The following is a 20558-nucleotide window of genomic DNA, read 5'->3' as shown; positions in this document are numbered from 1 at the left end:
CCTAAAGCTCGCCCGACAAGTGCAGATCGACGTCGTCAAGCCGGTCCTGACCCCAAAAGCTCTGTCCGGTGTCGATGACATAAAACGGCGAACCGAATACATTTGCTTTGACCGCATCTTCGAGGTTCTGCGCATAGGTTTCCGCGCCTGAAAGCAAGCCGCTATCGGCAAGAGCCGGATCAAAGCCCGCCCTTTCAAGGCACTCTCTGACCACCGCGTCTTCCGCAATGTCGCGCTCTTCGGCCCAAACCGCTGTTAAAAAGAGCCGGCACAACAAACCCAGATCGCCACCGCCCGCATTCTGCGCCGCAATAATAGCGTAGGAAGATGGGGCGGCGTTTGTCGGCCAATGCGCTGGCTTGAGATTAAGTGGCATGCCAACTTTGCGCGCCTGGCGCGGCAGTTCTTGGGCGCGCCATTCCTGTCGGCTGATATGGCGGTCCTTTGGCGGCGTCCCTCCGGTGCGCGCAAAAAGCGCCAGAATGTCGAGCGGTTTGTAGGTGATTGTCGCATTGTGTTTTTCGGCCAATCTCTCCAACCGGTCACCTGCGAGGTAGGCATAGGGCGAGAGCGTGGCAAAATAGTAATCGATATGGGCCATTTTGGGCGTTCCTTCCAAGGCATTGCTTTGCCTGACGGTAAGCCCGTGTTAAGCGGTGTCAACGTCATGATTCTGTCATGTCTGCTGCTTTTGCATGATGAACGGAGGGGTCCGCACATGCCACTTTCTCAAGAACCGAAGCTTATTTCCGGCAATGCCAATATGCCACTGGCGCAAGGCATCGCCAAGCGTATGTCGATGCACCGGGGCGTCGCCATGGAACTCGTGGATGCGCGGGTGGAGAGGTTTAACGACGGAGAGATCTTCGTCGAAGTTTTTGAGAATGTGCGCGGCGAGGATATGTTCATCATCCAGCCCACTTCGAACCCGGCCAATGACAATCTTATGGAATTGCTCATTATGGCCGATGCGCTGCGGCGCTCTTCGGCGCGGCGCATTACGGCGGTGATCCCTTATTTCGGCTATGCCCGTCAGGACCGACGCACCAAGGCTCGAACCCCGATTTCGGCCAAACTTGTGGCTAATATGGTCGTTGAAGCTGGCATTGAGCGGGTGCTGACGATGGACCTGCATGCCGCGCAAATTCAGGGTTTCTTTGATATCCCGGTGGACAATCTCTATGCCTCCCCGGTCTTTGCCCTCGATATCGTGACGCAGTTTCGCGAGCAGATCAGCGATGTGATGATCGTCTCTCCCGATGTGGGCGGTGTGGCCCGCGCGCGAGAATTGGCCAAACGCATCAATGCGCCGCTCAGCATCGTAGACAAACGCCGCGAAAAGCCCGGTGAAGTGGCGGAAATGACCGTTATTGGGGATGTCAGCGACAAGATTTGCGTGATCGTGGATGACATGTGCGACACCGCCGGGACGATGTGCAAGGCGGCGCAGGTGCTATTGGACAACGGTGCCAAGGAAGTGCATGCCTATACCACGCACGGCGTTTTGTCTGGTCCAGCGGTCGAGCGGATCACCAACTCGGTTCTGAAGTCCATGGTGATCACGGACACGATTGCCCCAACTGAGGCGGTCAAAAACACACCGAACATCCGCATTATTCGTACCGCCCCGGTCTTTGCGCAAGCGATCCTCAATATCTGGAACGGCACGTCTGTCTCTTCACTTTTTGAGACACCGACGCTAGAGCCGATCTATGAAGGGCAGTTCGGGACGTGACCGGCGCGGTTGGGTATTTGAAACAAGAAAGAAGCCTGTGGCGCTTTCTTTTTGCTAGAAATATCCCCGCCGGAGGCAAAAATCCTCAATAGAGTTCCCAGTCGTCTTCATGCGCGACGGGACCAATAGCCATCCACCTGATGCGTGCGCGAGCGACGCGGGTGTCGCCCCAGGTTCGAAACACGGCATCGAAGCCTTTTTCCGTGATTTTCTCGGCGCTTACGTCCGCGCGGGCATTGGTGGCGCTGTCCATGTCCCACATTGACAGACTCACCTGAACACTAGGCACATCCTTGAACGGCTTTTTGAATCGTACGGATTTGGCACGTTTGCGGGGCCCTTGGCCCGTCCACATATCGCCTCCGTCCTCATAATCCGAGAACAATGCATCATCGCCTTGTTCGATGCCAATTGTTTGATTCACCAGGTATTTCATCGGATCACACACACTAAACGCGATGTTCGTAATACGCCTTTGGGGCGAAATTGCGAAACAAAAAAGAAAAGGACCCGCGCCGGCGAGCCCTTTTCGAACAAAAAAACGGCAAAAGATCAGTTGGCGCTTAGGCCGATTTCATCCCCCATAGCCACCATGTCAGCAAGCAACTTCGCTGCCTCATCCACTGGGCCAGGCTCATTGACATAGGTTTCCTGAGTCTTTGCTAGACGATCCGTGGCAGCGTCGACCATGGCCTTGAAGCCTTCCTGCGTCAGCTCTTCACGTGGAACCGCTTGTTCTGCAAGGACGGAAATAGAGCTAGCGTTGATCTCGGCAAAGCCACCTGTGACGACATATTCGGCATCGCCCTTGGCGCTGGAGACTTTCAGAATGCCGGGGCGCAATGTCGTGATCAGTGGAGCGTGATCCGGCATGGCGGTCATGTCGCCTTCGGCACCGGGAATTTGCACCTCGGTGGCCTCGACCGACGCCAGAAGCCGTTCAGGACTTACCAGATCGAATTGCAATGTATCAGCCATTTGCTTTCTTCCCTTTGGGTGGAAGGTGGGTTGGAAACCCAACCTACACCCGGATAAAATTCGTAGGGTGGGGTTTCACCCCACCACAACATCAGGCCGCTTCCGCTGCCATCTTCTCGGCTTTGGCTTTCACCTCGTCGATGCCGCCGACCATGTAGAAGGCACCTTCTGGCAGGTGGTCATATTCGCCGGCCACAACCGCCTTGAACGAGCTGATCGTGTCTTCGAGTGGCACCTGAACACCGTCAGAGCCGGTGAACACTTTCGCCACGTCGAACGGCTGGCTGAGGAAACGCTGGATTTTCCGGGCGCGGGCCACGGTCAGCTTGTCCTCTTCGGAAAGTTCGTCCATGCCGAGGATCGCGATGATGTCCTGCAGGGATTTGTAACGCTGCAGGATCCCCTGCACGTCACGCGCCACCTGGTAGTGCTCTTCACCCACAATCGCCGGGTCCATCAGACGGGACGTGGAGTCAAGCGGGTCCACCGCAGGATAGATGCCCAGCTCGGAGATCGCACGGCTGAGAACCGTGGTTGCGTCCAAGTGCGCAAAGGTCGTCGCGGGCGCAGGGTCGGTCAAGTCATCCGCAGGCACGTAGACGGCCTGAATGGACGTAATTGACCCCGCTTTCGTGGATGTAATCCGTTCCTGCATCGCGCCCATGTCGGTGGCCAGTGTTGGCTGGTAGCCCACCGCCGAGGGGATACGGCCGAGCAGAGCCGACACCTCGGAGCCCGCTTGGGTAAAGCGGAAAATGTTGTCCACGAAGAAGAGAACGTCTGTTCCCGACTGGTCGCGGAACTGTTCGGCCAGTGTGAGGCCCGTTAGAGCGACGCGAGCACGCGCTCCGGGAGGTTCGTTCATCTGGCCGTAGACCAGGGCTACCTGGGATTCTTCCAGATTATCAGGCTTGATCACGTTGGATTCGATCATCTCGTGGTAAAGATCGTTGCCCTCACGGGTCCGCTCACCCACGCCCGCGAACACGGAAAAGCCTGAGTGCACTTTGGCGATGTTGTTGATCAGTTCCATGATGAGAACGGTTTTGCCCACACCCGCACCACCGAAGAGGCCGATTTTACCGCCCTTCGCGTAAGGGGCCAGAAGGTCAACAACCTTGATCCCGGTCACGAGGACCTCGGATTCGGTTGACTGTTCTTCAAATGTTGGGGCCGGTTGGTGAATGGCCCGGGTTTCCTTGGCTTTGAGCGGCTTGCCTTCGTCCACAGGCTCGCCCACCACATTCAGGATCCGGCCCAGAGTGGCATTGCCCACGGGCACCATGATCGGTCCATCGGTGTCAGTCACTTCCTGACCGCGCACAAGACCTTCGGTGGCGTCCATCGCGATGCAGCGCACCGTGTTTTCACCAAGGTGCTGCGACACTTCCAAAACCAGTTTCTTACCGTTGTTCTCTGTATTCAGAGCGTTGAGAATTTCGGGCAGGTGATCGTCAAACTGAACGTCCACCACGGCGCCGATGACCTGGGTCACTTTGCCTTTTGCGTTTGCCATGTTTCGTCTCCGGTTCGTTTAGAGCGCTTCCGCGCCCGAAATAATTTCGATCAGTTCGTTGGTGATCACGGCCTGGCGTGAGCGGTTGAACTGAATAGTCAGTTTGTCGATCATCTCGCCTGCGTTGCGCGTGGCGTTGTCCATCGCAGACATCCGCGCGCCTTGCTCGGACGCACCATTTTCCAGCAGACCGCTGAAAATGGCTGTGGCCACACCACGAGGCAGAAGCTCGCGCAGAATGGCCTCTTCGTCAGGCTCAAAGTCGTAGAAAGCGCCATCGTCCTCAGCGCCCTCTTCGGCAGAGAAATCCGCTGGGATGACCTGATGCATCGTAGGGATTTGCGTCACGACGTTCTGGAACTTCGAGTAGAAGATCTTGGCGACGTCAAACTCACCCGCATCAAAGCGGTCCAACAGGTTCTGCGCGATGGCCTGTGCATCTGAGTAGCCCACATTGCGCACAGCCGTCAGATCGACATGATCAATGAAGGTATCGGCCAGATCGCGTTTGATCGCATCCCGGCCCTTCTTGCCCACGGTAATCACTTTGACCGTCTTGCCCTCAGCCAGAAGCTTTTCGGCTTCCTGACGGGCCATCCGGGCAATGTTGCCGTTGAAACCACCACACAGACCGCGCTCGGCTGTCATGACAACCAGCAGATGCACTTTGTCATCGCCTGTGCCGCGCAGCAGCTTTGGCGCACTTTCGCTGTCACCCACGGATGCGGCAAGCTTGCCCATCACATGGTTAAACCGCTCTGTGTAGGGGCGCGACATCTCTGCCGACTCCTGCGCGCGCCGCAGTTTTGCGGCGGCCACCATTTGCATGGCCTTGGTGATCTTGCGGGTCGATTTGACCGACTCGATCCTTGTTTTAAGGTCCTTAAGACTTGGCACTGCCTCGTCCCCCCTTATGCAAAGTCAGCGGCGAACTCGTCCAGCGCGGCCTTGATCTTGTCCTCTGCGTCACCCTTAATTTTGGGGTCTTCATTGGTGATCATGTCGAGCAAGCCCTGGTGCTTGGAGCGCAGGTGATTGAGAACACCCGCCTCAAAACGACCCACCTGATTGACCTCAATCTTGTCGAGGTAGCCATTCACACCGGCGTAGATCATGCAGACGATCTCAGCGTTGGTCAGAGGCGAGTATTGCGGCTGCTTCATCAGCTCTGTGAGACGAGCGCCCCGGTTCAGAAGCTGCTGTGTTGCCGCATCAAGGTCAGAACCGAACTGCGCAAAGGCCGCCATTTCGCGATACTGCGCAAGGGACAGTTTCACCGGACCGGCAACCGATTTCATCGCGTTGGTTTGCGCCGATGATCCCACACGAGACACCGACAGCCCGGTGTTCACGGCGGGGCGGATGCCCTGATAGAACAGTTCTGTTTCAAGGAAAATCTGTCCATCGGTGATCGAAATCACGTTGGTCGGAATAAAGGCCGAAACGTCGCCGCCTTGGGTTTCAATGATCGGCAGAGCCGTCAGCGAGCCTGCGCCGTTGTCTTCGTTCAGTTTCGCAGACCGCTCCAGAAGACGGGAGTGGAGGTAGAAAACGTCACCAGGATAGGCTTCACGACCGGGTGGACGACGCAGAAGCAGGGACATCTGGCGATAGGCCACAGCCTGTTTGGACAGGTCATCATACACGATCAGCGCGTGGCGACCGTTGTCGCGGAAATGCTCAGCCATTGCTGTGGCGGAGTATGGCGCAAGAAACTGCATCGGTGCCGGGTCGGACGCAGTCGCGGCCACAACGATGGAGTACTCCATCGCACCGGCTTCTTCGAGTTTCTTTACCAGCTGTGCCACGGTGGAGCGTTTCTGGCCCACAGCAACGTAGACGCAATAGAGCTTCTTGCCCTCGTCGTCGCCTGCGGCATCGTTATAGACCTTCTGGTTCAGCATGGCGTCGAGGGCGACGGCTGTTTTACCAGTTTGGCGGTCGCCAATGATCAGCTCCCGCTGGCCCCGGCCAATTGGGATCATCGCGTCAACGGATTTCAGACCGGTTGCCATTGGCTCATGCACGGATTTCCGTGGGATGATGCCGGGGGCCTTGCTATCTGCAATGCCGCGCTTCTTTGTTTTGATCGGGCCCTTGCCGTCCAGTGGGTTGCCCAAGCCGTCCACAACGCGGCCCAGAAGCTCGTCACCGATTGGCACGTCCACGATGGACTTGGTGCGTTTGACAGTGTCACCTTCTTTGATGTCGCGGTCAGAGCCGAAGATCACAACACCGACGTTGTCTGTTTCCAGGTTGAGCGCCATGCCCATGATATTGCCTGGGAACTCGACAAGCTCACCGGCTTGCACGTTATCAAGGCCATGGACACGGGCAATCCCGTCACCAACCGACAGCACGCGGCCTACTTCGGCGACTTCGGCTTCTTGACCGAAATTCTTGATCTGGTCCTTCAGGATCGCAGAAATCTCTGCAGCTTGGATACCCATTTATCCGACCTCTTTCATTGCATTCTGGAGGGAGTTCAGGCGCGAGGCGATCGAGGTATCGATCATTTTCGAGCCCACCTTAACGACAAGACCGCCGATGAGCTTTTCATCAACGGTCGCATTGATTTTCACGTCCTTGCCCACGGTCTTTTTCAACGACGCGGCAAGTTTCTTGGATTGAGCAGCGCTGAGCGCAACGGCGCTGGTCACATCTGCTGTTACTTCGCCTTTGTCTTCGGCGATGCGATCCGCGAGTTGGCGCACAAGTTGCGGCAATACAAAGAGACGGCGCTTGGAGGCCATAAGGGCCAACCCGTTCTTGAGTTCAGCAACAAGGCCCATCTTATCCGCAATAGCCTGAATGGCGTCACCCTGATCGGCCCGGCTCAGCACGGGGCTGGAGATCAGATCGCGCAAATCGGCGCTTTCATTCAAAGCAGCGGTCAGATCGGTCAGGTTGGTTTCGAGCTTGGCCAGTGATTTGGCCTCTTTAGACAGCTCGAAAATGGCGGTGGCATAGCGTTCGGCAATGCCGGAGGAGATCGAAGCTGGTTCGGACACGTCCACCCTTCCGAAGTTTTGGCCCCGGCTTTAGCTAAAGACGGCTAACTTGGCAGTCTCCCCGGGGGCGTTTTTGTTGATGTAACTGGCAAAACACCCAAATTCGGCTGGGGTGTAACAGAGCCTTTGGTCCCTCGCAAGACAGATGAGTCGTTACGCTCTCCTTTGAATTTTATTATTTATCAGTGACTTAAACGAGATGCGACCGAATGCGCAAATTTAGTGCACGAAAAATACACATGTTTTCTCAATATTTTGCGATTCCTTACCGTATGGATCGACCTGCGACGAGAATTCACGCCTCTTGCAGCACCCCTCAAACCGGGTCCGCGGTGTTACCGCTATCGCAGTTGGAACTGAAATTGAGGAACCAGGAATTGCACCCCCAGCTTCGGCGTCATAACAGGACTAAGATGAAGAATTTCACAATCTCTGACAAGGCGGCACTGCCGCGATGGGCGCTGGCGCTTACGATTCTGTTCGCGGCGGCGATCGCTTGGGGTACGTTGAAGCCACCGGGATCGGGCGACGGGTCGTTTCCGCTCACTGACAAACAGGCGCACGCTTTGGCCTTTGCTCTTCTCGTGCTTCCGCTGAGTGTTGCCGCGCCACGGCTTATCCCCAAACTGGCAATTTCCGCTTTGATCTTTGGCGGCGTGATTGAACTGATCCAGCCCAGTTTCGGGCGCTCCGGTGATTGGGGCGACTGGGTGGCCGATGCTGTTGGTATCGCCGTGGGGGTTTTGCCGGGTTTCTGGCAAAAAAGAAAAAAGCGTTAAACGGGTTTCACGCCAGCCTTGGGTTTCGGCGTCAGCACTTCCAGCGGACGTCGCACCGTTTCGCGAATACCCAATCCACTGCTGGGCGCTTGCACGCGCTTGCTGGCCTGCACAATCAAAATGCCGCCCGCAGCAATGAATGATAGCTTGCCGCCAAGGCTTTCCCACATACCGGCTGTTTTTCGCCAGAACCGTCGATGGGAGGGCGGTTGATACAGCGTCGTGACATGCGCCTCCGGCAGGAAGCTATGAGATTTGAGTTGATTTTCGAGCTGCGACTGGCTGTACGGGCGACCGTTGCCAAAGGGTGTGCGATCACTTCGCGACCAGAGACCGGCCCGGTTGGGCACTACGAAAAGCGCCGAGCCACCCGGACCCAGCACGCGCCAGCACTCTTCCAGCAAGTCGCGCGGGCGTTCCGAAGACTCCAGCCCGTGCATCACCAGAAGTTTGTCGATATGCCCGGTTTCCACCGGCCAAATGGTTTCTTCGCAAAGCAGACTTACATTGGGAAAATCACGCGGCCAACGAATGACACCTTGTGGTGCCGGCATCAGGGCAATGACCCTACGGCTGTCTTGGAGATACGGGCGCAGGAATGGCACGGTAAAGCCATAGCCCGCGACGGTTTGACCCTTGGCTTCTGGCCAGAGTTGCAGGATTTCTTCACGCAAGGTTTTCTGTACCGCGCGCCCCAGCGAACTGCGGTAGTAGAAATTGCGAAGGTCTTGCACATCAAGATGCATTGCAGCTCCGGGCGTGATCCGTCAATCTTGGTCCAACTCTAACCCGGAAATGAGGTCAGGACCATGACATTGCAAATCGAAACCATCCCATGCTTGTCGGACAACTATGCCTATCTGGCGCATGACCCTGCTTCGGGTGAGACGGCCGTGGTTGATGTGCCCGAAGCAGCCCCCATCCTGAGCGCGCTTGCGGACAAGGGGTGGCGAGCCACGCAAGTCCTGATCACGCATCACCATGCGGATCATGTTCAGGGGTTGTCCGAGCTTTTGGCGCACCATGACGCAAAAGTTGTGGGTCACGCCGCCGATGCGGCGCGATTGCCTCCGCTTGATCAGGCAGTAACCGAAGGCGACACGGTCTCAATCGGAGGCGAGACTGGGCATGTGTTGGACGTCTCAGGCCACACAATCGGGCATATCGCCTTTCACTTTCCGGACAGCGCCGTGGTCTTCACCGCCGACAGCCTGATGGCTCTGGGGTGTGGCCGAGTGTTCGAAGGCACGATGCCACAGATGTGGGATAGCCTGTCAAAGCTAGCCGCCCTGCCGCCGGAAACGACTGTGTGTTCAGGTCACGAGTACACAGCCGCCAACGCACGGTTTGCTCTGACCATTGATCCGGATAATCCGGACCTTATATCGAGGATCGAGGCGGTGGATGCCGCCCGAGCACAGGGACGCCCAACAGTTCCGTCCCGTCTTTCCGAAGAACTGGCCACAAACCCGTTTTTGCGCGCGGCTGACCCCGGTGTTCAGGCCCATTTGGGCATGACGGGGGCGGATGCGGCCACAGTTTTTGCTGAAATACGGACCAGAAAGGACAATTTCTGATCACAAGATGTGTGCAAATGCTTCATTTGAGAGGAAATGTGATCAGGTTTTGAAAAAAAGCCCTTGAAGGCGGCCAGAGATCGACCACACTTTAACTATAAGGCCATAGTCTCTGGTCGAGCGGGTGCCTGAAACAATAAGGAGCACGATCGTGCCGTCATTCTCGAACAGTCTTGAACAGGCAATTCATGCTGCACTTGCGCTGGCCAATGCGCGCCAGCATGAGTTTGCAACGCTGGAGCATCTGCTTCTGGCGTTGATCGATGAGCCGGACGCGGCGCGCGTGCTCAAGGCTTGCAGCGTGGAGACCGAAGAGCTTCGAACAACGCTGGTCGAATTCATCGACGATGATTTATCAAATCTGGTGACGGACATCGAAGGATCAGAGGCGGTTCCGACGGCTGCATTCCAACGCGTTATTCAACGCGCTGCCATCCATGTTCAATCCTCTGGACGCACTGAGGTTACAGGTGCCAACGTTCTGGTGGCAATATTCGCAGAGCGCGAAAGCAATGCGGCCTATTTCCTGCAAGAACAGGACATGACACGCTATGACGCGGTGAATTTTATCGCCCACGGCGTGGCCAAGGATCCGGCTTATGGCGAGTCCCGCCCGGTTCAGGGCATCGAGGGCTCTGACGAGGACGGCGCCAAAGCCGACACCGAAGCTGAGGCCGTAGAGAATGGCGAAAGCGCTCTAGCCAAATACTGTGTCGACCTGAATGAAAAGTCGCGTCGCGGCGATGTTGATCCGCTCATTGGCCGCGATAGTGAAGTGGAACGCTGCATCCAGGTGCTATGCCGTCGGCGCAAGAACAACCCGCTTCTGGTGGGTGATCCCGGCGTTGGTAAAACAGCCATCGCCGAAGGTTTGGCGCACAAGATCGTGGGGGAGAGACCCCAAAGGTTCTTTCGCGCACAACCATCTTTTCGCTCGACATGGGCGCGCTCTTGGCAGGCACGCGATATCGCGGGGATTTCGAAGAACGCCTCAAGGCTGTTGTGACCGAGTTGGAAGAGCATCCTGACGCGGTGCTGTTTATCGACGAAATTCACACCGTAATTGGCGCTGGGGCCACATCAGGCGGGGCTATGGATGCCTCAAACCTTTTGAAACCGGCATTGCAGGGCGGCAAGCTGCGCTGCATGGGGTCGACCACGTTCAAAGAATTCCGCCAGCATTTTGAAAAGGACCGCGCGCTCAGCCGCCGGTTCCAAAAGATCGATGTGGTTGAACCCACGGTTGAAGATACCGTGAAAATCCTGAAGGGGATCAAGCCCTACTTCGAGGAACATCATAGCGTGAAATACACCAATGATGCGATCAAATCGGCGGTTGATTTGTCGGCGCGGTACATCAATGACCGCAAGTTGCCGGACAAAGCCATCGACGTGATCGACGAGGCTGGTGCAGCGCAACATCTTTTGACCGCCTCCAAGCGGCGCAAGTCAATTGGTGCCAAAGAAATCGAGGCCGTGGTGGCCAAGATTGCGCGTATTCCTCCGAAGAACGTGTCCAAGGACGATGCCGAGGTTCTCAAAGACCTCGAAAAATCGCTCAAGCGGGTCGTGTTTGGTCAGGACAAGGCGATTGACGCGCTGTCTTCGGCGATCAAACTGTCCCGTGCAGGTCTGCGCGAACCGGAAAAACCAATCGGCAACTACCTGTTCGCGGGTCCCACTGGCGTGGGTAAAACTGAAGTGGCCAAACAGTTGGCCGACACGCTGGGCGTAGAGTTGCTACGCTTTGACATGTCGGAATACATGGAGAAACACGCAGTCAGCCGTCTGATTGGCGCGCCTCCAGGCTATGTGGGCTTTGACCAGGGTGGTCTTTTGACCGATGGCGTGGATCAGCATCCGCATTGCGTGCTCTTGCTTGATGAAATCGAGAAGGCGCACCCGGATGTGTTCAACATCCTGTTGCAGGTCATGGATCACGGCAACCTGACTGACCACAATGGACGGACGGTAAATTTCCGCAACGTGGTCCTGATCATGACCTCAAATGCCGGGGCCACGGAACAGGCCAAGGCTGCCATCGGTTTTGGGCGCGACCGTCGCGAGGGCGAGGACACGGCTGCGATTGAGCGGACGTTTACGCCAGAATTCCGCAACCGTCTGGACGCGGTGATCTCCTTTGCGCCACTGCCCAAAGAGGTCATTTTGCAAGTGGTTGAAAAGTTTGTGCTGCAGCTTGAAGCACAACTCATGGATCGCAACGTGACCATCGAATTGACGCGCCCGGCAGCAGAATGGCTGGCCGACAAGGGCTATGATGACAAGATGGGTGCGCGTCCGCTGGGACGTGTCATCCAGGAGCACATCAAGAAGCCACTGGCCGAGGAACTGCTCTTTGGCAAGCTGGCCAAGGGTGGGATCGTCAAAGTGGGTGTGAAAGACGGGCAGATTGACCTGCGGGTTGAGGGGCCACAACGTCCGCGCCTGTCGGGCAAAAAGCCTCCGCTTTTGACCGCGGATTAAAGCGCACCACATGGATCAGGAAACGCCCGGCGATCAGTCGGGCGTTTTTCGTTGAGCACATAAAATCTGCGTAGATTTTGCCCGCGAAAATGCGCATTTTCGCGCCCCTTAGCGCTTACTTCTCAGTCAGTTTCAGCTCAATCCGCCGGTTCTGTGCACGCGCCTCTGGCGTGGTGTCGGGGTTGACCGGTTGATACTCGCCAAAGCCATTTGCCGAGAGGCGTTCCGGTGGGATGCCCAGGTTTTCGCTCATATAGCGCACAACGGACAGCGCGCGCGCCTGGCTCAACTCCCAGTTATCTGCAAAGAACGCGCTGCCCACAATCGGCACGTCATCGGTGTGTCCATCCACCTGGATGACCCAATTGAGTTCGGGGGGAATGTCACTCGCAATATTGCGCAGGATTGCGGCCACAGTGGCCAAATCGTCGAGACCTTCCGGCGAGAGATTGGCCGCGCCGGGTGCAAATAGAACTTCGGAAGAAAAAACAAACCTGTCGCCGACGATCTGCACGCCTTCTTGCGCCGAAACCACATCGCGCAGCCGACCGAAAAACTCCGATCTGAACCGCTCCAGATTGGCCTTCTCGTTTTCCAGATCAGCCTTTTCCTGTTCCAGGCGCACCCGTTCGGCCTCTTCCAACTCGCGCCGTCGGCGTTCTTCGGACGCCACACGCGCGAGGGCCGTGTTCAACTCGTTGCCAAGCGATTGAAGCTGCACATCTGTCGCCGCTTCACGCGCCTGAGCATCGTCCAAAAGCGCCTGAAGCTGTCCAAGCTGCTGGCGCAATGCCGTGACCTGTTGCGACAAGAGCGCCTGCTGACGCTGCGCCTCGGTCGAGATTTCCGTTTGCTCCGCCAAGGCTTTCTGAGCTTGCGCCAGAAGCACGGCGCGTTCTTCGGCCTCGCTGAGCGCCGTTTCGTCTTCGGCTTCGGCGGCCAACCGGGCGGCAATTTCAGCGGCGAGTTCTGTTTTGAGGCCCTCCGACGCCACCTCGGCGGCGGCAAGCAAGGTCAATGTCTCTTCCGCCTTGCGCCTCTGTTCCTCCAGCGCCAGCGTCATGGCGGTCAATTCAGTGTCGGCATTCTGCAACCGCTCACGCAGCGCTTCGGCAGCGGCGGCTTCTGCCAGTCGTGCCTTTTCCTCGTCGCTCAGTTGCGTCTCAAGTTCACTGACCTGCGCCGACAAGGCCGCCTCGGTCTCGGCACTCTCCTTGCGCAGATCAGCGATCAGCGCCTCAAGCGCCTCTCTTCGCGCCGCCGCCAAACGGGCCACTTCGCTTTGCGCATCAATTTCATCGCGCAACCCGGCGAGGGCCAATTGCAATTGTTCCTGCTCGCTCAACAGTTCTGAACGCTGACCTTCCAAATCAGCGATCTGCCCAAGATTTTCGTCACGTTGCGCCAATAGCCCGGCGACCTGTTCCTCGAAACTGGCGATCCGAGCCTGTTGTTCTGCAGTCTGGCCTTGCAGTGCCGCGATCTGAGCGGCCTGTTCTTCTTCGCGCGCACGGGCATCGCCCAGCGTGGCGGTCAAGGCGCCCACCCGGTCGGTCAGCGTGGCACTCCGGTCCTGCTCCAACCCCAGCGCATCCGCCAGTGCCGCCACCTCGGCAGAGAGCGCATCAAGCCGGTCCGCTTGCCCGGTTATGGTTTCACGCAACACAAATTGCACGATCATAAAGATCGTCAGCACAAACATCAGCACCAGCAAAAGCCCGGTCATCGCATCCACAAAGCCTGGCCAGATCGAGGCCTGAAACCGTGCACCTGTGCGCCGCGAGAGGGCCATTGAGACGCCCTCCTATGATCCGCCCGAGCGACGGGCTTGCAGACCAAGTTGTGCAATGGATTTCGTCAGCGCCGACAGATCGCCGCGCAGCTCTGACATGCTTTCCTGTCGACCTGCGCTGATCTCTTCAAGAATACGCAGCATCTGCACGTCAATAGACCGCAGGCGCATCCGGCTTTCGGCGTCGATGCCGTCACTAGGCATATCGGCCTGATCCGAAAGCTTGGCCAAGAGCGCCTCCTGACCCTGAGCCACCCGGGCCAGTGCCTCGTTCATTGGATTGTTCTCACTCATCCGATGCGTGAGCCGCTCAACCGAATCCGCCAAGAGGCCCAATTTCTCATCAACCATGGCGCGGTTCACATCTGATTGGGTGAGCATGGTTTGAAGGCTCTCCATCTGCTCGGCCATGTGATCCACCACTCCGGCGATGACCCCGGCGTCACCCGATCCATCGCCATCACCTGCGGCAAACCCTACCCGCGTGATGGTCGAGACCCATTCTTCCAACTCGCGGTAAAACCGGTTCTGACCGTGCCCTGCAAAGAGTTCCAATAGTCCCACAACAAGTGAGCCCGCCAGTCCCAAAAGAGACGACGCAAAGGCCACACCCATACCGCCTAACTGCGCCTCAAGACCGGTCATCAGACGGTTGAACACGTCCACCCCACCTTCGCCCTCCTGCGGGGCGAGGCTCCTGATTGTGTCGACCACCGCCGGGACCGTTGTGGCGAGGCCATAGAACGTCCCCAAAAGACCCAGAAAGATCAGCATATTCACGATATAGCGCGTGATTTCCCGCGCCTCGTCGATGCGTTGTGCTACGGAATCCAGAATGGACCGCGCCGAGGTGGACGCGATTTTCATCTGCTTGCCTTTGCGCTGACGCAAAAGCGTGGCCAATGGGGCCAGAAGTTGTGGTGGCGTCGTGATCTCATGGCCAGGGATGTTGGCGACAAACCCCTCGATCCAGCGTTTGGACCCGCTCAACTGGAAGACCTGCCAGAAGCAGGCAAGCACGCCGATGACAAAGACGAACAGGATAAACCCGTTGAGATAGGGGTTGGCCTGAAACACCGGCAGGACACTTGGCAACAAAAGAAACGCCCCGGCGCCGGTCAACCCCAGCACAATAAGCATCAGAACGATCTGTCTGATGGGGTGTGAAAACTGCGGCTCGACTTCACGGTCCGGCAAGTCCATCTGCGCGGCTCCCGGCACTGTTTTTCTTGGGCTCACCCTACGCGTTCAAGGCGGTCAAGCCAAGGTCTTATGCGCGCAGGCTCTGGACCCGATCCACAAGCCACTCCAGGTCAGGATCAGAGATACCAAGCTCCGCCAGATGGGCCTGGGTCTGGTAGAGATATTCGTCATTCGGGCCGCGCCCACCGACGGCTTGGGAAATGATAAGTGCCTGTTCTTCCAACGCGATCCCGCCGCAATATTGTACATGATCGGTGTCGACTACATAAGTCACGGCTTCAACCTCGCGCCCATCATCAAGCTGCAAGCCGAGATTTTTTTCCAGATAGGCCGATGAGATGAGTTCGCGTTCACGCAGATACTCAAGAACGCTGTCTTCCTGACCCTCGGCGACAGCCAGCGCAATGCCACGACAAACAGCTTCAGGATACTCATCAAGTGCCAGAACAAGTCCCGGCTCTGCCTCTGTGCCGCGGTGATGGATGGAGCGCATGCAAAAACTTCGGTGATAGCCGGGCAAGGTGGCCAGTTCGCGCGCGCTCGGCTCGAAGCCGGGGTTCCAGACAAGCGACCCATAGCCAAACACCCACATCGTCATATTCCCGCCTCTTGCGCTTTTACCTTCTCTGCAATCGCTCTAAACACCATTCCAAAGGTACAGAAAAGAGGGGCCGGGCAGATGCGGGCACTCCTAACGGTTATTGTGATCGCGGCTTTGGCTTGGTCGATCTATTGGGCTGTGGGGTCCACTGGGGTCAACACGGCGTTTAATACCTGGTTTGAAGATCGCCGGTCTGAGGGCTGGGTGGCAGAGGTGTCTGCGCTTGAGACCAAGGGCTTTCCCAACCGGTTCGACACGACTTTCAGCGATGTCTCTCTGGCCGATCCTGAAACGGGTCTCGCCTGGGAGGCACCGTTTTTTCAGATTTTCGCGCTCAGCTACAAGCCGAACCACGTGATTGCCGTCTGGCCCAACGAGCAGCGCATCGCGACGCCCCTCGCAAAGTATGATCTCGCCAGCGAAGACATGCGCGCCAGCCTTGTGACGCAAGCCGCGACAACCCTGCCGCTGGATCGCTTAACGCTGACGGCCGAAGCGCTGAGTGTCCTGGAAGAAGGCGCACGCGAGCCAACCCGCGCCAAGGCGCTGACCCTGGCGGTTGAACGCCAGTCCGTTGCCGAAAACAGTTACAGGTTGGGGTTCAAGGCCGATGGATTTTCGCCCGCGCTCGATTGGCGGGTTCAGATTGACCCCAATGGCACCTTGCCTGACACGTTGGACGCGCTGTCTGCGGATCTGACCGTGGATTTTGATGCCCCTTGGGACATTAACGCGATCCAAACTGCCCGTCCTCAGCCACGCAAGATCAATCTGCGACTGGCCGAGGCGCGGTGGGGGCAGTTGGAATTGCAAGCCGCAGGCGAAATGACAGTGGACGCCGCTGGCATCCCGGAAGGCGAGATCACGATCAAGGCGCGCAACTGGCGTGATATCCTCAAGCTAGCGGTTGAAACCGGAGCGATCCCCGAAGGGTTTGCAGGCAGTCTTGAGGACGGGCTGTCGCTGATGTCGCAACTGGCGGGCAATCCCAAAACTCTGGACATTCCTTTGGGGCTGCGCGGCGGACGGGTGCTTCTTGGCCCAGTACCAATTGGCCCGGCCCCCAGGCTTGTTCTGCGTTAGCGGCAAAAGGCCCCGCCACGATGGCTGGCCGTGTCAAAGTGGAAATGATCCCGGTGATGGCGGTCCGAATTCGGCCCAAGCACGGTCCCAAACGGACCACAGGCTGATTTGTGCAATTTGCGAAGGATCTTACCGCGCTTGCCGCCGCCCCAATCATTCAGCACAGAAATCGCACTGCCATCAGCCAGACGAAACTCCGAGATATCAATTGCATTGCCTTTCGCATGCTCTGATAACCGCGCGCCCCGCTGATGATTGCGGGTACGACACGCATAGTGTGCCGCCACCTTGAAGCTGCGTACGCCACCGCCGGCGTTGCCAATGGTCGGAATGGCCTGCTTGGTGGTCCAGCTGTGCAGCGTGCGCGCCGTCTTACAGTTCATGCTCGACGCCTGGCTTAGCGTAACTCCGCCGACCGAGGTCACAGAGACCGCGTTTGAGATGCCGCAGGCACCGGGGCCTTCGACCGTGCCAATCACAGTACCCTCAATCCCAGGCACGCCACACAGATTGCCGCGCGCCACCAGATCAGGGGCATCATTATCACCACCAATCAGACCGCAACTCGCTAGAACTAAAGGAAAAAACATAGCCACTCGCATATCACTCTGCCTTTTTGATGCGTCCGAAATCCGGTACGCCAGTATCTTGCCCGGCCTCGATGATACCACGGCGGATTTCGCGTGTCCGGGTGAAATATCTATGCAGATGCTCGCCATCGCCTGCGCGAATGGCGCTTTGCAGTTTGAACAGCTCTTCGCTGAAACGCCCCAGAACATCCAGTGTGGCGTCTTTGTTGTTGAGAAACACATCGCGCCACATGGTGGGGTCACTTGCGGCTATCCGCGTGAAATCGCGAAACCCAGCGGCCGAGAACTTGACAACCTCGCGGTCTGACACCCGGCGCAAATCATCGGCTACCCCTACCATCGTATAGGCAATCAGATGGGGAATGTGACTGACCACCGCGCAGACCTGGTCGTGATGTTCGACCTCCATACGTTCGGTGAGAGCGCCCATGCCTTGCCACAGCGACTCCAGTTTTTGCGTGGCTTCCTCGCCCGCGCCATCGGGCACGATCAGCGTCCAGCGCTCGTCAAAAAGCTCGGCAAACCCTGACGTCGGACCGGAATACTCCGTGCCCGCCATGGGGTGCGCAGGCACAAAATGCACGCCATCCGGCAAATGCGGCGCAACCGCATCAATAACCGCGCGCTTGACAGAGCCCACATCACTCACGGTCGCGCCCGGTTTCAGGGCCGGTGCGATTTCTTCGGCCACCACACCCATCGCCCCTACTGGCACACACAGCACCACAAGGTCAGCATCACGCACCGCCTCTTTGGCGCTGTCACAGACGACATCGCACAATCCGATGTCGCGCGCTGTCTGCCGCGTCTCGGCTGACCGCGCATATCCTGTCACCTCTTTAACTAAGCCACCGCGTTTCATGGCCCAGAACATTGACGACGCGATCAGGCCTAGCCCGATGAGCGCCACGCGGTCATAAATCTGGCTCATGTTTGGCCTCCGGGTGCCCCTGCACCCATGAACTGCCCAATCGCATGGGCCACTCTGCGACAGCTTGGTTCATCGCCCACCGTTATGCGCAGACACTGCGGCAGGTTATACCCCGCCACACGGCGCACAATGAGACCAGAGGCCTGAAGGTAGGTGTCGCAGGCTTCTGCCTGTGCCCGGTCGGCAAAGCGCGCCAGCACGAAATTGGCGGTAGAGGTGTCCGAGACGACGCCGTGCTCGGCAAGGGCCTCGGCCAGCCAGGCACGCAGCCGTGTGTTTTCAGAACGGCATTTTTCGGCCCAAGCTTTGTCGCGCACAGCGGCCTCGGCCGTGACCAAGGCCGCCTGACTGAGGTTGAAGGGGCCACGAATACGGTTGATAACATCAATCACAGGCGTAGGCGCATAGCCCCAGCCCACGCGCAGGCCACCCAAGCCATAAAGTTTGGAGAACGTGCGCGTCATCACGACATTCTCGCGGGTCTCGACAAGCGACGCGCCGCCATCGTAGCCATCAACATATTCTGCATAGGCCCCGTCGATCACCAGCATCGCCTGTGGCGGCAATCCATCCGCCAGCCGCGCCAGTTCCGCCTCACCGATCATTGTACCCGTAGGGTTGTTGGGGTTGGCGATGAAGACAAGCCTGGTTGCATCCGTGCACGCCGCAAGAATGGCATCAACGTCCGTCACCCGTTCGCGCTCCGGCACCTCAACAGGGGCCGCCCCGTTGGCCAGGGCGGCGATTTTGTAGATGGCAAACCCGTGTTCGGTATGGATAACCTCATCCCCCGGCCCGGCATAGGCCTGACACAGAAGCGACAGGATCTCGTCACTGCCCACGCCGCAAACGATCTGATCACTGTTCAGGCCATGCACCTCGGCAATTGCGCTACGCAATGCGGCATGATCCGTCGACGGATAGCGGTGCAGCTCATGTGCCGCGCGCCGAAAAGCCTCTTTCGCGGCATCGCTTGGCCCAAACGGATTTTCGTTCGAGCTGAGCTTGATCACGTTCGCGACACCCTCGACATGGCTCGCGCCCCCGACATAGGGCGCAATCTCAAGGATTCCGGACTGTGGCATGATTTTGGTCATTGGTCTCTCCCTGCGGGGTGTTCTAGCCAGCGTCTCCCGCCTTGACCATCCCTTTCACACAGGAAAAAGGCCGCGGCGGGTCCCCGTCGCGGCCTCTCTAACTTTATGCAGAACGGGTTAGTTCTGCGCGTAGAATTCGATGACGAGGTTCGGCTCCATCATCACCGGATACGGCACGTCGCCGAGGCCCGGAGTGCGGACGAAAGTTGCAGTCATTTTCGAATGGTCCACGTCAAGGTAATCCGGCACATCACGCTCAGGCAGCTGAGCCGCCTCTAGCACGATTGCCAGTTGCTTGGAGCGATCACGCACTTCGATCACGTCGCCTTCCTTCACGCGGTAGGACGGAATGTTCACAACTTGCCCGTTCACGCGCACATGCTTGTGGTTCACAAACTGACGAGCGGCAAAAATCGTCGGAACAAATTTCGCGCGATAGACAACCGCGTCAAGACGGCGCTCCAACAGACCAACGAGCAGTTCGCCTGTGTCGCCTTTTGCTCGCTCGGCATCGCGGAAGATGCGGCGGAATTGCTTTTCAGTCAGATCGCCATAATAGCCTTTCAGCTTTTGCTTGGCGCGCAACTGCAGACCAAAGTCAGAAATCTTTGCCTTGCGGCGCTGACCATGCTGGCCGGGGCCATATTCACGACGGTTGACCGGGGATTTCGGACGACCCCAGATATTTTCGCCCATCCGGCGGTCGATTTTGTACTTGGCAGCCGTTCTCTTTGTCATCGACTGATCTCCTCTTCGTGTTTCGAGAGGGCGTTGTCCTTGTCCCGGATTTGGCCGGGCCGACAGGTATCCCCTTGCGGGGGCCACCAACACCAATGAAGGCGCGCTTATACAAGGGCTGGTCGTGGTGTCAACACAGCAAGACACGGATCGTCAGGCATATATCAGGAATCAGGGCACAAACGTTACCTGAGATATCTCAGGTGCTGTGCGGTTTTCCGCACAATTCGTCGATTTGCCGTGCGGTTTCTCGCACAGTTTCACAATTTCCCGCCGCACACACAGGTTCAAACTAGTTCTAAGCATTTGTTAATATGTGTTTTTATTCTTTAATCACTTAACCTGGTAACAAAAACTTGAGATGACCGTCCCGCCTGATGACCATAGCCGCACTGCGCCTTTGCGCATCAACTGAAACGTCTCAGTTTATTTGGGAGGATACC

General features: G+C 57.6%; 19 protein-coding genes and 1 pseudogene. 5 read left to right on the top strand and 15 right to left on the bottom strand.

Going from position 1 to position 20558, the window contains the following annotated elements:
• Window position 1: 1 nt before the first annotated feature.
• Window positions 2–601 (bottom strand): 2-hydroxychromene-2-carboxylate isomerase, encoded by a 600-nt coding sequence (locus RZ517_RS04450; RefSeq protein WP_338550263.1) that lies wholly within the window; start codon window positions 599–601, stop codon window positions 2–4.
• 117 nt (window positions 602–718) lie between these two features.
• On the opposite strand from RZ517_RS04450, the gene RZ517_RS04445 reads away from it, so the two are divergent.
• Complete coding sequence (locus RZ517_RS04445) at window positions 719–1735, top strand: ribose-phosphate pyrophosphokinase (RefSeq protein ID WP_338550262.1); 1017 nt, start codon at window positions 719–721, stop codon at window positions 1733–1735.
• Window positions 1736–1820: 85 nt separating this feature from the next.
• Here RZ517_RS04445 and RZ517_RS04440 read toward each other — a convergent pair whose 3' ends face one another.
• The 6 genes from RZ517_RS04440 to RZ517_RS04415 all read right to left on the bottom strand — a co-directional run bounded on the left by RZ517_RS04440 (window position 1821) and on the right by RZ517_RS04415 (window position 7246).
• Window positions 1821–2171, bottom strand: a complete 351-nt coding sequence (locus tag RZ517_RS04440) for an H-type lectin domain-containing protein (protein ID WP_317055825.1) — start codon at window positions 2169–2171, stop codon at window positions 1821–1823.
• A gap of 116 nt (window positions 2172–2287) precedes the next feature.
• A complete protein-coding gene (locus RZ517_RS04435; protein ID WP_338550261.1) occupies window positions 2288–2713 on the bottom strand; it encodes a F0F1 ATP synthase subunit epsilon in 426 nt (141 codons plus the stop codon).
• A 91-nt stretch (window positions 2714–2804) separates the two neighbouring features.
• Entirely contained in the window at window positions 2805–4229 is a 1425-nt protein-coding gene (gene atpD / locus RZ517_RS04430) for a F0F1 ATP synthase subunit beta (RefSeq protein WP_317055827.1), read from the bottom strand.
• Window positions 4230–4247: 18 nt separating this feature from the next.
• Complete coding sequence (locus RZ517_RS04425; RefSeq protein WP_338550260.1) at window positions 4248–5126, bottom strand: F0F1 ATP synthase subunit gamma; 879 nt, start codon at window positions 5124–5126, stop codon at window positions 4248–4250.
• Between the two features lie 14 nt (window positions 5127–5140).
• Window positions 5141–6679: a F0F1 ATP synthase subunit alpha gene (atpA, locus tag RZ517_RS04420; protein ID WP_317055829.1), complete on the bottom strand. Its 1539-nt coding sequence runs from the start codon at window positions 6677–6679 to the stop codon at window positions 5141–5143.
• Window positions 6680–7246 carry a F0F1 ATP synthase subunit delta gene (locus RZ517_RS04415; protein WP_338550259.1) on the bottom strand — a complete coding sequence of 189 codons (567 nt, stop codon included), beginning with the start codon at window positions 7244–7246 and terminating at the stop codon, window positions 6680–6682.
• Between the two features lie 407 nt (window positions 7247–7653).
• On the opposite strand from RZ517_RS04415, the gene RZ517_RS04410 reads away from it, so the two are divergent.
• The gene (locus RZ517_RS04410; RefSeq protein WP_338550258.1) at window positions 7654–8019 is read left to right on the top strand and encodes a VanZ family protein; all 366 of its coding nucleotides are present in this window, start codon (window positions 7654–7656) and stop codon (window positions 8017–8019) included.
• Here RZ517_RS04410 and RZ517_RS04405 read toward each other — a convergent pair.
• Window positions 8016–8765, bottom strand: coding sequence for a class I SAM-dependent methyltransferase (locus RZ517_RS04405; RefSeq protein WP_338550257.1), 750 nt, complete (start codon window positions 8763–8765; stop codon window positions 8016–8018). The genes RZ517_RS04410 and RZ517_RS04405 overlap by 4 nt on opposite strands.
• Before the next feature lie 63 nt (window positions 8766–8828).
• On the opposite strand from RZ517_RS04405, the gene gloB reads away from it, so the two are divergent.
• Together gloB and clpA are read left to right on the top strand one after the other, a co-directional pair.
• Entirely contained in the window at window positions 8829–9596 is a 768-nt protein-coding gene (gene gloB, locus RZ517_RS04400; RefSeq protein WP_338550256.1) for a hydroxyacylglutathione hydrolase, read from the top strand.
• A 151-nt stretch (window positions 9597–9747) separates the two neighbouring features.
• A pseudogene (gene clpA, locus RZ517_RS04395) lies at window positions 9748–12080 on the top strand (ATP-dependent Clp protease ATP-binding subunit ClpA).
• A gap of 115 nt (window positions 12081–12195) precedes the next feature.
• Here the strand turns inward: clpA and RZ517_RS04390 are convergent.
• The 3 genes from RZ517_RS04390 to RZ517_RS04380 all read right to left on the bottom strand — a co-directional run bounded on the left by RZ517_RS04390 (window position 12196) and on the right by RZ517_RS04380 (window position 15673).
• A complete protein-coding gene (locus tag RZ517_RS04390; protein WP_338550255.1) occupies window positions 12196–13872 on the bottom strand; it encodes a peptidoglycan -binding protein in 1677 nt (558 codons plus the stop codon).
• 12 nt (window positions 13873–13884) lie between these two features.
• The gene (locus tag RZ517_RS04385) at window positions 13885–15075 is read right to left on the bottom strand and encodes a biopolymer transporter ExbB (RefSeq protein ID WP_338550253.1); all 1191 of its coding nucleotides are present in this window, start codon (window positions 15073–15075) and stop codon (window positions 13885–13887) included.
• Window positions 15076–15142: 67 nt separating this feature from the next.
• Window positions 15143–15673 carry a gamma-glutamylcyclotransferase gene (locus tag RZ517_RS04380; protein WP_338550252.1) on the bottom strand — a complete coding sequence of 177 codons (531 nt, stop codon included), beginning with the start codon at window positions 15671–15673 and terminating at the stop codon, window positions 15143–15145.
• A gap of 81 nt (window positions 15674–15754) precedes the next feature.
• Here RZ517_RS04380 and RZ517_RS04375 point away from each other — a divergent pair, with 81 nt between their 5' ends.
• Window positions 15755–16759, top strand: a complete 1005-nt coding sequence (locus tag RZ517_RS04375) for a DUF2125 domain-containing protein (RefSeq protein ID WP_317055837.1) — start codon at window positions 15755–15757, stop codon at window positions 16757–16759.
• Here the strand turns inward: RZ517_RS04375 and RZ517_RS04370 are convergent.
• From RZ517_RS04370 to rpsD, 4 genes are all read right to left on the bottom strand, one after another.
• Complete coding sequence (locus tag RZ517_RS04370) at window positions 16756–17349, bottom strand: extensin family protein (protein ID WP_338550251.1); 594 nt, start codon at window positions 17347–17349, stop codon at window positions 16756–16758. The genes RZ517_RS04375 and RZ517_RS04370 overlap by 4 nt on opposite strands.
• A gap of 13 nt (window positions 17350–17362) precedes the next feature.
• Window positions 17363–18280: a prephenate/arogenate dehydrogenase family protein gene (locus tag RZ517_RS04365; protein ID WP_338550250.1), complete on the bottom strand. Its 918-nt coding sequence runs from the start codon at window positions 18278–18280 to the stop codon at window positions 17363–17365.
• Window positions 18277–19377, bottom strand: a complete 1101-nt coding sequence (gene hisC / locus RZ517_RS04360) for a histidinol-phosphate transaminase (RefSeq protein WP_338550249.1) — start codon at window positions 19375–19377, stop codon at window positions 18277–18279. Before hisC ends, RZ517_RS04365 begins: the two co-directional genes overlap by 4 nt.
• Before the next feature lie 117 nt (window positions 19378–19494).
• Window positions 19495–20115 carry a 30S ribosomal protein S4 gene (gene rpsD, locus RZ517_RS04355; protein ID WP_338550248.1) on the bottom strand — a complete coding sequence of 207 codons (621 nt, stop codon included), beginning with the start codon at window positions 20113–20115 and terminating at the stop codon, window positions 19495–19497.
• Window positions 20116–20558 lie beyond the last annotated feature (443 nt).

The organism is Roseovarius sp. S88 (assembly GCF_037023735.1).
GTDB classification, from domain to species: Bacteria; Pseudomonadota; Alphaproteobacteria; order Rhodobacterales; family Rhodobacteraceae; genus Roseovarius; species Roseovarius phycicola.
The sequence above is the reverse complement of the archived record's forward strand: the minus strand, read 5'-3'. Positions and strand labels throughout refer to the sequence as shown.